Source organism: Mycobacterium colombiense (assembly GCF_001672755.1).
GTDB lineage: Bacteria > Actinomycetota > Actinomycetes > Mycobacteriales > Mycobacteriaceae > Mycobacterium > Mycobacterium colombiense_C.
In genome coordinates this window covers 85,501-97,806 of record NZ_LZKI01000119.1, presented here as the reverse complement: position 1 = coordinate 97,806, position 12,306 = coordinate 85,501, and the positions used below count along the sequence as shown (strand labels likewise).

Here is a 12,306-nt window from a genome sequence, read left to right as displayed (position 1 = left end):
TGACCGATGAGGTGCGGCAGCGCGCCGCCGAGCTGGCCGCCCGGCACCGGACCACCGACCCCGCCATCACCGGCAGCGTCACCGACATGCTGGCCAAGATCGGCGAAGGCATCGCGGTCGACGGCATGGAGGCCCTGCTGCCGGTGCTCCGGCCCGGCGAGCATGTGCTGCTGACCGACCAATTGGCCGAGCGCACACCGGTGTTGCTCTGCGATCCGGAGAAGGTCCGCACCCGGGCCGCCGACCTGATCAAGACCGGCAGCGAGTTCCTCGAAGCGTCGTGGTCGGTCGCCGCGTTGGGTACCGACGCCCCGGTCGACGTGGCGCAGTTCGGCGGATCGGGGTTCGCCGAACTGGACGAGGTGCGGGGCGCGGCGGCCCGTGCCGGCCATCCCTGGTGGACGTTGAGCCAGCTGTCCGACGAATCGGCCGTGGAACTCGATATCCGTTCGGCGCCGTCCGCCCGCGGCCACCAGCACGACATCGACGGCATCTTCGCGATGCTGCGCGCGCACGTCAGCACCGGCGGCTACGCCGTCGTCGTCGCACCCGGCACCGGCACCGCGCATCGCGTGGTGGAGCGACTGGCCGAATGCGACACCCCGGCCGCCATGCTCGAATCGGGTGCCGCGCCCAAGGCGGGCGTGGTCGGTGTGCTCAAGGGGCCGCTGCACGACGGCGTCATCATCCCCGGCGCCACGCTGGTGGTGATCACCGAGACCGATCTGACCGGCAGCCGGGTGGCGGCGGTCGAGGGCAAGCGCCTGGCGGCCAAGCGGCGCAACACCGTTGACCCGTTGGCGCTCACCGCCGGCGATCTGGTGGTGCACGATCAGCACGGCATCGGCCGGTTCGTGGAGATGGTCGAGCGCACCGTCGGCGGCGCCCGCCGCGAGTACCTGGTGCTCGAATACGCCTCGAGCAAGAACCGTGGTGGTGCGGCAAAAAACACAGACAAGCTGTATGTGCCGATGGATTCGCTGGACCAGCTGTCGCGGTACGTCGGGGGGCAGGCGCCCGCGCTGAGCAAGCTGGGCGGCAGCGACTGGACCAACACCAAGACCAAGGCCCGTCGCGCGGTGCGCGAGATCGCCGGCGAGCTGGTGTCGCTGTACGCCAAGCGCCAGGCCAGTCCCGGGCACGCGTTCGGGCCGGACACGCCCTGGCAGGCCGAGATGGAGGACGCGTTCGGCTACACCGAGACCGTCGACCAGCTCACCGCGATCACCGAAGTCAAGGGCGATATGGAAAAGCCGATCCCGATGGACCGGGTGATCTGCGGTGACGTCGGCTACGGCAAGACCGAGATCGCGGTGCGGGCGGCGTTCAAGGCAGTCCAGGACGGCAAGCAGGTCGCCGTGCTGGTGCCCACCACGCTGCTGGCTGACCAGCATCTGCAGACGTTCGCCGACCGGATGACCGGGTTCCCGGTGACCGTCAAGGGGCTGTCCCGGTTCACCGACGGGGCCGAATCCAAGGCCGTGATCGAAGGCCTGGCCGACGGGTCGGTGGACGTGGTGATCGGCACGCACCGGCTGCTGCAGACCGGGGTGCGCTGGAAGGACCTCGGCCTGGTGGTGGTCGACGAGGAGCAGCGGTTCGGCGTCGAGCACAAGGAGCACATCAAGTCGCTGCGCACCCACGTCGACGTGCTGACCATGAGCGCCACCCCCATCCCGCGCACGCTGGAGATGAGCCTGGCCGGCATCCGGGAGATGTCGACAATCCTGACGCCGCCCGAGGAGCGGTATCCGGTGCTGACCTATGTCGGCCCGCACGATGACAAGCAGGTCGCGGCCGCCCTGCGCCGCGAGCTGCTGCGCGACGGGCAGGTCTTCTACGTGCACAACCGGGTCAGCTCGATCGACCGGACGGCGGCCCGGATCCGGGAGCTGGTGCCCGAGGCGCGGGTGGTCGTCGCGCACGGACAGATGCCCGAGGAACGGCTGGAACGCACGGTCCAGGGATTCTGGAACCGCGAATACGACATCCTGGTGTGCACCACGATCGTGGAGACCGGGCTGGACATCTCCAACGCGAACACGCTGATCGTCGAGCGCGCCGACACCTTCGGCCTGTCGCAGCTGCACCAGCTGCGCGGCCGGGTCGGCCGCAGCCGGGAGCGCGGCTACGCCTACTTCCTGTATCCGCCGCACGCGCCGCTGACCGAGACGGCCTACGACCGGCTGGCCACCATCGCGCAGAACAACGAGCTGGGCGCGGGCATGGCGGTCGCGATGAAGGACCTCGAAATCCGCGGGGCCGGCAACGTGTTGGGCGTCGAGCAGTCCGGCCACGTCGCCGGGGTCGGTTTCGACCTGTATGTCCGGCTGGTGGGCGAGGCGGTGGAGGCCTACCGGGCGGCCGCCGACGGCCAGACCGTCACAACGGCCGAGGAGCCCAAGGACGTGCGGATCGACCTGCCGGTCGACGCGCACCTGCCGCCGGACTACATCGCGAGCGACCGGCTGCGCCTGGAGGGATACCGGCGGCTGGCCGCGGCGTCCTCCGACGGCGAGATCGACGCCGTGGTGGAGGAACTCGTCGACCGGTACGGGGCGCTGCCCGAACCGGCCCTGCGGCTGGTGGCGGTGGCGCGGCTGCGGCTGCTGTGCCGCGCCGCCGGCATCACCGAGGTGTCGGCGGCGTCGGCGTCGACGGTGCGGCTCTCGCCGATGACGCTGCCGGACTCGGCTCAGGTGCGGCTCAAGCGGATGTACCCGGCCGCGAGCTACCGCGCCACGACGTCCACCGTGCAGGTTCCCATTCCGCGGGCCGGCGGGGTGGGCGCGCCGCGACTGCGCGATGTCGAGCTGGTGCAGATGGTCGCCAACCTGGTGACGGCACTGCAGGGCAAACCGCAGACCGACATTGGTATAACGAGTGAACTACCTGCATCGATGGCAAGTGAGGAGCGACAGGCGTGATCCGCGCCCGCGACGATGTAGTGGGGGTACCGCCCGCTTGCGGGGGACGAAGCGATGAGGAGGAGGGGCGCCGGTGATCGTCGTCTTGTTCGACCCCCGCCGTCCCTCGCTGGTGCCTGTCGAAGCCATCGAGCACCTCAGCGGCGAGGTGCAGTACACCGAGGAGATGCCCGTCGCGGTGCCGTGGTCGCTGTCCGCGGCGCGCCCGGTGCACTCCGGCGAGGACGCCCCGGTGCTGCTCTCGTCGGACCCCGACCACCCCGCCGTCGTGGCGCGGTTGGCTGCCGGGGCCCGGCTGATCTCGGCGCCCGAGACCCCGCGCGGTGAACGGTTGGTCGATGCCGTGGCGATGATGGACAAGCTGCGCACCGCCGGGCCGTGGGAGAGCGAACAAACCCATGACTCGCTGCGCAGGTTTCTGCTGGAGGAGACCTACGAGTTGCTGGACGCGGTCGGCAGCGGCAATGCCGACCAGTTGCGTGAAGAACTCGGCGACGTGCTGCTGCAGGTGCTGTTCCACGCCCGCATCGCCGAGGACGCGTCGCAGTTCCCCTTCACCATCGACGATGTCGCAGCCACCCTGATGCGCAAACTGGGCAACCGGGTGCCGGGAGTGCTTGCCGGGCAATCGATTTCGCTCGAAGAGCAGTTGGCCCAGTGGGAGGAGCGCAAGGCGGCCGAGAAGCCGCGCAAATCGGTGATGGACGACGTGCACACCGGACAGCCCGCATTGGCGCTGGCGCAGAAGGTCATTGCGCGTGCCGGCAAAGCGGGCCTGCCCGCGGACCTGATTCCTGAGGCGGTCACCTCGATCTCGGTCTCGGCCGACGTCGATGCCGAAAATTCTCTGCGCAGCGCCGCTCTGGAGTTCGTGGCGACGGTCCGCGGAGTCGAGCGGGTGATCGCGGCGGCGCGCCGCGGCACCGGTGTTCCCGAGGAGTTCGACGTCGCCCCGGTGGGCGAGATCTCCGAGGAGGAGTGGCGCGAGCACTGGCCGACCGAGGAAACTGCGGTCGACGATCGGCCGCAGGAGTCGGCGCCCGAGACCGACGGCGCGGCCGACGCGTCCGTCGATGTGGTCGAGGAAGAAACCACCGCGGACGCCACCGCCGAGGACGCCTGACGGGGCGGTGACGCCCGTAGCGCGGTGCCGCGACGCACTAATTCGCACTTTCGGCGATTCAGTCAGAGCGATCACCGGAATGTTTGCCGCTTTTGTCGTCGGCCGCTCGGTAATATCGCGGATGAGGTTGCGAATCCCCGTGGTCGGCGAAGGTCTGACTGCGCTAGCCGAGACGACGAGCAGCTAACCGAGCATTAGCTGAAACCGACGAGAGGTCGGTGCGCCGAGGCCCGAGGCAACCGGGCAGTTGCCGAACGCATGGGACGATGGTGTGGCGGAAGTTGGTGCAGGCGAGTTTAGGGGAGCTCAGAAAAGCATGGTGTCGCCGAGGCGTTGGATGCGCGCGGCCGCCGTGATCGGCGCGACCGCGATTGTTCTGGCCTCCAGCTGCACCTGGCAGCTCAGCCTGTTCATCCCCGACGGCGTCCCGCCACCGGCCGGGGATCCGGTGCCTGCGGTGGACACCCACGCCAGCGGCCGGCCCGCGGATCAGTTGCGGGAGTGGGCCCAACAGCGATCGGCGGGGCTGGAGATCCCGGTGATCGCGCTCGAGGCGTACGCCTATGCAGCCCGGGTCGCCGAAGTCGAGAACCCGAAATGTCACATCGCGTGGACCACCCTGGCCGGCATCGGCCAGGTGGAGAGCCACCACGGCACCTACCGCGGCGCGCGGCTGGCCCCCAACGGCGATGTGAGCCCCCCGATTCGGGGCGTCCGCCTCGACGGCAGCGGCGGCACGTTGCGCATCGTCGACACGGAGGAAGACGTCACCGACGAAGACGGTGTGACGCGCGCCATGGGGCCGATGCAGTTCATCCCGGAGACGTGGCGGCTCTACGGTGTCGACGCTCACAATGACGGCCGCGTCAGCCCGGACAACATCGACGACGCCGCGCTCGCGGCGGCCGGGTATCTGTGTTGGCGCGGAAAGGATCTCGGGACACCCCGCGGCTGGATCACCGCGCTGCGCGCCTACAACAACTCCGGTGTGTACGCCCGAGCGGTCCGCGATTGGGCGACCGCTTACGCGAAGGGTCACCCGCTGTAGCAGGATGTATCGCTGACCGGAAAATGCACGCACCGGCGACGACGCAAGGAGAACTCAGTGCCGATTATCGAGCAGGTGGGGGCCCGCGAGATCCTCGATTCCCGTGGTAACCCGACAGTCGAGGTCGAGATAGCCCTGATCGACGGGACGTTTGCCCGCGCGGCGGTGCCGTCCGGCGCGTCGACGGGCGAGCACGAGGCCGTCGAGCTGCGCGACGGCGGCGAGCGCTACGGCGGCAAGGGCGTGCAGAAAGCGGTGCAGGCGGTGCTGGACGAGATCGGTCCGGCGGTGATCGGCCTGAACGCCGACGATCAGCGGCTGGTGGACCAGGCGCTGCTGGATCTGGACGGCACCCCCGACAAGTCGAGGCTGGGCGGCAACGCGATTCTGGGTGTGTCGCTGGCCGTGGCCAAGGCCGCCGCCGATTCCGCTGAGCTGCCGCTGTTCCGCTACCTCGGCGGCCCGAACGCGCACATCCTGCCGGTGCCGATGATGAACATCCTCAACGGCGGCGCGCACGCCGACACCGCCGTCGACATCCAGGAGTTCATGGTGGCGCCGATCGGTGCGCCCAGCTTCGCCGAGGCGTTGCGCTGGGGCGCCGAGGTGTACCACGCGCTGAAGTCGGTGCTGAAGAAGGAGGGCCTGAGCACCGGCCTGGGCGACGAGGGCGGTTTCGCCCCCGACGTCGCGGGCACCGTCGCGGCCCTGGACCTGATCAGCCGGGCCATCGAGTCGGTCGGTTTCAAGCTCGGCGCCGATGTGGCGCTGGCGCTCGACGCGGCGGCCACCGAGTTCTTCACCGACGGCACCGGCTACAAGTTCGAGGGCGCCACCCGCACCGCCGAACAGATGGCGGAGTTCTACGCCGGGCTGCTCGGCTCGTATCCGCTGGTGTCGATCGAAGACCCGCTGTCAGAAGACGATTGGGACGGGTGGGTGACCCTGACCGCGTCGATCGGTGACCGGGTGCAGCTGGTGGGCGACGACATCTTCGTCACGAATCCCGAGCGCCTGGAAGAGGGCATCGACAAGGGGGTGGCAAACGCGTTGCTGGTCAAGGTGAATCAGATCGGCACGCTGACCGAGACCCTGGACGCCGTCGCGCTCGCCCACCACAGCGGCTATCGCACGATGATGAGTCACCGCAGCGGCGAGACCGAGGACACCACGATCGCCGACCTGGCGGTGGCCGTCGGCAGCGGGCAGATCAAGACCGGCGCGCCGGCCCGCAGCGAGCGCGTCGCCAAGTACAACCAGCTGCTGCGGATCGAGGAGGCGCTCGGTGACGCCGCGCGCTACGCCGGCGACCTGGCCTTCCCGCGGTACGCCGTGGAGGCGAAATAGCTTGACGCTCAACGGCCGACATGGCTGACGCGAAACGGCCCGACTCGAAACGGCGCTCCCCGGCATCCCGCCCGGGGAAGGCCGGCGATTCGGGTCGGGGACGTCGCACGGCCAAGCCGTCCTCCAAGCCGTCGTCGCGGACGTCGCCCGCGGCGAACCAGTCCGGCCGGACCGCCACGCGAACGCAGCAAGAGCATGTCGTCGAGCCCATCACGCGCAAGGCCGCAGAATCGGTGGAGCAGCGCTCCGAGCAGCGGCTGGGTTTCACCGCGCGCCGTGCGGCGGTGCTGGCCGCGGTGATCTGCGTGCTGACGTTGACCATCGCCGGACCGGTGCGCACCTACTTCGCGCAGCGCACCGAGATGAATCAGCTGGCCGCCAGCGAAGCGGCGCTGCGCCGCCAGGTCGCGGACCTGGAGCAGCGCAAGGCCAAACTCGGTGACCCGGCCTACATTGCGGCGCAGGCCCGCGAGCGCCTCGGCTTCGTCAAGCCCGGGGACATCCCGTTCCAGGTTCAGCTTCCGCCGTCGGCGGCCGAGCCCGCCCAGCCGGGATCCCCGACGGCGAAACCGACCAACGGTGACCCCTGGTACACGTCGCTATGGCACACCATCGCCGACACCCCGCACCTGCCGCCGGCCAAAGCGCCTGCGCCCGAAGCCCCGCCGGCCGAACCGGGATCGCCCGGGCCGGTGCCCGCGCCGAATCCCACGGGTCCCGGTGGCTGATCATGCCGACCTGGAAGCGGTGGCGCGCCAGCTCGGGCGCGAGCCGCGCGGGGTACTCGAAATCGCCTACCGGTGTCCCAATGGTGAACCCGGTGTGGTGAAGACCGCACCGAAACTGCCTGACGGCACGCCGTTTCCGACGCTGTACTACCTGACCCATCCGGCCCTGACGGCCGCGGCCAGCAGACTGGAGACCACGGGGCTGATGCGTGAGATGACCGAAAGGCTGGGCCAGGACCCGGAATTGGCGGCCGCCTACCGGCGCGCCCACGAGTCGTATCTGGCCGAACGGGACGCGATCGAATCGCTGGGGACCACGTTCTCCGGCGGCGGAATGCCAGACCGGGTCAAGTGTCTGCACGTGCTGATCGCCCATTCGTTGGCCAAGGGCCCCGGCGTGAACCCGTTCGGCGACGAGGCGCTGGCGATCCTGGCCGACGAGCCCGCGATGGCCGGCATCTTGGTGGCGGGCCAATGGTGAACGGCAGGTTCGCGGGAATCGACTGCGGCACCAACTCAATCCGGTTGCTGATCGCCGACTTTGACCGTGGGCTGCGCGACGTGCACCGGGAGACGCGGATCGTGCGGCTGGGTCAGGGTGTCGACGCGACCGGTGAGTTCGCGGCGGACGCGATCGCCCGCACCCGCGCGGCGCTCACCGATTATGCGGGCTTGCTCGAAAAGCATGGCGCGCAGCGGGTGCGGATGGTGGCCACGTCGGCCGCCCGCGACGTCGCCAACCGCGACGCGTTCTTCGCGATGACGGCCGAGGTGTTGGGTGCGGTGCTGCCCGGGGCGGTTGCGGAGGTGATCACCGGCGCCGAAGAGGCCGAGCTCTCGTTCCGGGGAGCGGTCGGCGAGTTGGACAGTGCAACAGGACCTTTCGTCGTCGTCGACCTGGGTGGCGGCTCCACCGAAATCGTGGTCGGCGGCGACGCGGTGACGGCGAGCTACTCGGCCGACATCGGCTGCGTGCGGCTGACCGAACGCTGTCTGCATTCGGACCCGCCGACGCCCGACGAGGTGGCGGCGGCCCGGCAGGTGGTGCGCGAACGACTCGAGGTCGCGCTTGGTGTGGTGCCCGTGGAGGGCGCGAAGACCTGGGTGGGGCTGGCCGGGACGATGACGACGCTGTCCGCGCTGGCCCACAACATGACGACGTATGACTCTGCGGCCATTCACCTTTCGCGTGTCGCCGGCGATGATCTGCTGTCGGTGTGCGAGCGGCTGATCGGCATGACGCGGGCCGCGCGCGCAGCGCTGCCGCCGATGCACGAGGGCCGGGCCGACGTGATCGGCGGGGGCGCGATCGTCGTCGAGGAGCTGGCGCGCGAGCTGCGCGCCCGTGCGGGGATCGACGAGCTGACGGTCAGCGAGCACGACATCCTGGACGGCATCGTGTTGTCCATCGCCGAGTAGGTCACATCCGCCCCACCGGCCTCTAGAAAGGTGGGCATGTCTTTTGCCCGCCTCGTAGCGACAATCTGGCGGTGTCGTACCCGTGTGCGACCGTCCGGGAATGAGCTATTCACTCAAGGGGATCGAGCTGCGCTACGTGCTGGCGATGCAGCTGGCGGTACATGGACCGGCCACCATCACCGAGCTGACCGAAGCGCTTGACTGGCATGGATTCTGCGTGCCCGGCCGAACATCGAAAGCTATCTCGGATGCGCTGCGATGGGAGGTCGGACGAGACAGGGTGCGACGACTCGGGCGCGGCCGGTATGGGCCAGGATACCTGCCGCGCGGCACCGAGCATCGGATCCACCAACGCGTGCTGGCGTTGCGCGAGGCGGCCAAGTTGTCGCTATGAGGCGGGCGATTAACCAACCCACCTGCGTAGAGGCGAGAGTGGCTGGTGTGACCCGGGCGCGAGCCACAAGTCTCACGCCTCGAAGCGGTACCCCATGCCCGACTCGGTCAGCAGGTGTTTGGGATGCGACGGGTCGTTCTCGAGTTTGCGGCGCAGCTGCGCGAGATACACACGTAGATAATGCGTTTCGGTGGCGTACGCCGGACCCCACACCTCTTTGAGAAGTTCCTCGCGGCCGACGAGCTTGCCACGGTTGCGGGCGAGGACCTCGAGCATTCCCCACTCGGTCGGGGTAAGGTGCACCTCGCTGCCGTTCTTGGTGACCTTCTTGGCGGCCAGGTCGACGGTGAACGATTCGGTCTCGATGACCGGTTGCTCCAATTCGGAGGCGGCGGTGTTGCGGCGCACCGCCGCGCGTAGCCGGGCCAAGAACTCGTCCATCCCAAAGGGTTTGGTCACATAGTCGTCGGCACCGGCGTCCAGCGCCTCGACCTTGTCCGACGAGTCGGTGCGCGCCGACAACACGATCACCGGCGCGGTGAGCCAGCCGCGCAGCCCGGCCAGCACATCGATGCCGGAGATGTCGGGCAGGCCGAGGTCGAGGATCACCACGTCGGGTTTGTGCTCGGCGGCGGCGCGCAACGCGCCGGCCCCGCTGGACGCGGTGATCACCTCGTAGCCCCGCACGGTCAGGTTGATGCGCAGCGCGCGCAGGATCTGCGGTTCGTCGTCGATCACCAAAACCCGCGTCATACCGCGTCCATCGCCTGCGGCGCAGCCATATCCACGATCACGGTTAGTCCGCCTCCCGGGGTGTCGGTGGCCGTAATTGTCCCACCCATCGCCTCGACGAAGCCGCGCGCCACCGACATCCCAAGCCCGACGCCGATGGTGTTGTCCTGATCGCCAAGCCGCTGAAACGCTTCGAAGATCTGGTGCTCGGCCCCGTGCGGGATCCCGGGTCCCTCGTCGATGACGTTGATCAACACGCGATCACCCACCCGCCCGGCGTTGACGCGCACCACACAGTTGGGCGCGTAGCGCAGCGCGTTGTCGATCAGGTTGGCCAGCACGCGCTCCAACAGCCCGGCGTCGGCCATCACCATCGCATCGGCCACGTCGACCTTGACCCGGTCGATGGCAGACCGGAAGAAACCGGTGGCGCCCTTGCCGATGCTGACCAGAGCCCGCTGCACCGCCTCCTCCAGATACACCCGGCGCAGATCCGGGTGGATCACCCCGGCGGCCAAACGCGATGAATCGAGCAGGTTTCCGACCAGTGCGGTCAGCTGATCGATCGACTCCTCGATGGTGGCCAGCAATTCGGCGGTGTCGGCGGGGGAGAAGGCGACGTCCTCGGCGCGCAGGCTGGAGACGGCGACCTTGGCCGCCGCCAGGGGCGTGCGCAGGTCGTGGCTGACCGCCGACAGCAGCGAGCGTCGCAGCTCGTCGGCCCGGACGATCGCCTCGGCGCGGCTGGCCTCTTCGGCGAGCTCACGCTGCCTGATCAAGCCCGCGGCCTGCCTGGCCACCGCGCTGAGCACCCGCCGGTCACGCGCGGAGAGCTTCCTGCCCGCCAGCAGCATCCAGAACTCGTCGTCGCCCACCTCGATCGCGGTGTCGGCGGAATCGACAGTGACACAGGGATTGCGCCCCACGCAGGCGACGACGTCGCCCCTGGTGCCGCCGGCGCGCGCCTCCTCTCCGGGTTCGCGCAACATGGTGACCGTCCGCTGCGCGTAGGTCTCGCGCACCCGCTCGAGCAGCGTCTCGAGATCGGCACCGCGCAGGACCGACCCCGCGAACAGTGTCAGCAGCTCCGCCTCCTGCGAGGCGCGACGGGCTTCCCGGGTGCGTTTGGCCGCGAAGTCGACCAGTACCGCGACGGCGACGGCGATGAGGAGCAGCACCAATTCGGTGATGGCGCTGTTGGGTTCGGCGATCGTGAAGCTGTGCCGCGGGGCGATCAGGAAGTAGTTCAGCAACAATCCGGACAGCACTGCCGAAAGCGCCGCGGGCGCAATGCCTCCCAACAACCCGACCAGCAGCACGCCGACAAAGAACAGGGCGCTCTCGCCGCCGGTGTCTAGGTACGGGTCCAGCGTCGTCACGGTGACCGCGCAGATGGCCGACGGCACGATGATGGCCGCCAGCCACGACGCCACCCGCCGCTCGCGGGGCGCCAGCGAGGACGCACGGAAGCCGCGCTTGGACTCCTCGTGGGTGACCAGGTGCACGTCGATCTTCCCGGACAGCTCGACGATCCTCGGGCCGATGCCCTCCTCGAACAGCCGCGCCCAGCGCGACCGCCGCGAGGTGCCGATCACCAACTGTGTGGCGTTCATTTCGCGGGCGAACTCGAGCAGTGCCGTGGGCACCTCGTCACCGACCACGGTGTGCAGCGAAGCGTCGAGGCTGTTCGCGAGCTCGCGGATCTTCGCCATCCGCGACTCCGACAGACCGGCCAGCCCGTCTCCGCGGATGACGTGCACCACCATCAACTCGGCGGTGGACTTCGACGCGATCCGCGACGCGCGTCGCACCAGGGTCTCGGACTCCGGACCGCCGGTGACCGCCACGACGACCCGCTCGCGGGCCTCCCACATGTCGGTGATCTTGTTCTCGGCCCGGTACTTGGCCAGCGCGGTGTCGACCTGGTCGGCGAGCCACAGCAACGCCAATTCCCTTAATGCTGTGAGGTTTCCACGCCTAAAGTAGTTGGACAGCGCCGCATCTATCCGTTCCGGCGTATAGACGTTGCCGTGAGAAAGCCTGCGCCGCAGAGCTTCTGGTGTAATATCGATGAGCTCGACTTGTGATGCCTGCCGCACGATCGAGTCCGGTACAGTCTCTTTCTGTTCGATGCCGGTGATCTGCGCGACGACGTCGTTCAGGCTTTCCAGGTGCTGCACGTTGACGGTGGAGATCACCGTGATCCCGGCGTCGAGCAGTTCTTCGACGTCCTGCCACCGCTTCGGGTTCTTACTTCCCGGTGTGTTGGTGTGCGCGAGTTCGTCGACGAGGACGACCTGGGGTCGGCGCTCCAGTACGGCCGGCACGTCGAGCTCGGAAAAGGTGCCGCCGCGATACTCGACGTAGCGTGGCGGAATGAACTCGATGCCCTCAAGCAGCTCAGCGGTTTTCGCCCGCCCATGAGTTTCGACCACGCCCGCCACCACATCGGTGCCGCGCTCCAGCCGGCGATGCGCCTCGCCCAGCATCGCGTATGTCTTGCCGACGCCCGGAGCCGCGCCGAGATAGATGCGCAGCTCGCCGCGTTTGTGAGGGTGATCGGTGACGCCCACGTCATCCATCATCCC

9 protein-coding genes and 2 pseudogenes are annotated in these 12,306 nt (G+C 68.8%); 9 read left to right on the top strand and 2 right to left on the bottom strand.

From position 1 onward, the window contains the following. From mfd to A5708_RS16750, 9 genes and pseudogenes are all read left to right on the top strand, one after another. Positions 1–2,927: transcription-repair coupling factor (mfd, locus tag A5708_RS16785; RefSeq protein ID WP_065029711.1), on the top strand; the 2,927-nt coding region annotated here is incomplete at its 5' end. A gap of 2 nt (positions 2,928–2,929) precedes the next feature. Then, positions 2,930–3,004: pseudogene (locus tag A5708_RS27600) on the top strand (16S rRNA (guanine(966)-N(2))-methyltransferase RsmD); the annotation flags it as partial. Continuing rightward, a complete protein-coding gene (locus A5708_RS16780) occupies positions 3,001–4,050 on the top strand; it encodes a nucleoside triphosphate pyrophosphohydrolase (RefSeq protein ID WP_065029706.1) in 1,050 nt (349 codons plus the stop codon). The pseudogene A5708_RS27600 and the gene A5708_RS16780, both read left to right, overlap by 4 nt. Before the next feature lie 319 nt (positions 4,051–4,369). After that, positions 4,370–5,098 carry a lytic transglycosylase domain-containing protein gene (locus A5708_RS16775; protein ID WP_155766051.1) on the top strand — a complete coding sequence of 243 codons (729 nt, stop codon included), beginning with the start codon at positions 4,370–4,372 and terminating at the stop codon, positions 5,096–5,098. A 57-nt stretch (positions 5,099–5,155) separates the two neighbouring features. Further along, positions 5,156–6,445, top strand: a complete 1,290-nt coding sequence (gene eno / locus A5708_RS16770) for a phosphopyruvate hydratase (protein ID WP_065029704.1) — start codon at positions 5,156–5,158, stop codon at positions 6,443–6,445. Between the two features lie 20 nt (positions 6,446–6,465). Further along, the gene (locus tag A5708_RS16765; RefSeq protein ID WP_065029703.1) at positions 6,466–7,173 is read left to right on the top strand and encodes an FtsB family cell division protein; all 708 of its coding nucleotides are present in this window, start codon (positions 6,466–6,468) and stop codon (positions 7,171–7,173) included. Next, positions 7,166–7,654, top strand: a complete 489-nt coding sequence (locus A5708_RS16760) for a DUF501 domain-containing protein (RefSeq protein WP_065029702.1) — start codon at positions 7,166–7,168, stop codon at positions 7,652–7,654. Before A5708_RS16765 ends, A5708_RS16760 begins: the two co-directional genes overlap by 8 nt. Further along, positions 7,648–8,592, top strand: a complete 945-nt coding sequence (locus tag A5708_RS16755) for a Ppx/GppA phosphatase family protein (protein WP_065029701.1) — start codon at positions 7,648–7,650, stop codon at positions 8,590–8,592. The genes A5708_RS16760 and A5708_RS16755 overlap by 7 nt, the downstream gene beginning before the upstream one ends. 100 nt (positions 8,593–8,692) lie before the next feature. Next, positions 8,693–8,999, top strand: a pseudogene (locus A5708_RS16750) (hypothetical protein). Positions 9,000–9,058: 59 nt separating this feature from the next. On the opposite strand, the gene A5708_RS16745 reads toward A5708_RS16750, so the two are convergent. After that, positions 9,059–9,739, bottom strand: a complete 681-nt coding sequence (locus A5708_RS16745) for a response regulator (protein WP_065029699.1) — start codon at positions 9,737–9,739, stop codon at positions 9,059–9,061. Continuing rightward, positions 9,736–12,303: a sensor histidine kinase gene (locus A5708_RS16740; protein WP_065029698.1), complete on the bottom strand. Its 2,568-nt coding sequence runs from the start codon at positions 12,301–12,303 to the stop codon at positions 9,736–9,738. Before A5708_RS16740 ends, A5708_RS16745 begins: the two co-directional genes overlap by 4 nt. Between the last annotated feature and the right edge of the window lie 3 nt (positions 12,304–12,306).

Excerpts from the sequence above, each read along its gene's own strand:
- A5708_RS16765 (WP_065029703.1), top strand. The coding sequence starts at position 6,466 with ATGGCTGACGCGAAACGGCCCGACTCGAAACGGCGCTCCCCGGCATCC.
- A5708_RS16755 (WP_065029701.1), top strand. The coding sequence starts at position 7,648 with ATGGTGAACGGCAGGTTCGCGGGAATCGACTGCGGCACCAACTCAATC.
- A5708_RS16745 (WP_065029699.1), bottom strand. The coding sequence starts at position 9,739 with ATGACGCGGGTTTTGGTGATCGACGACGAACCGCAGATCCTGCGCGCG.
- A5708_RS16740 (WP_065029698.1), bottom strand. The coding sequence starts at position 12,303 with ATGATGGATGACGTGGGCGTCACCGATCACCCTCACAAACGCGGCGAG.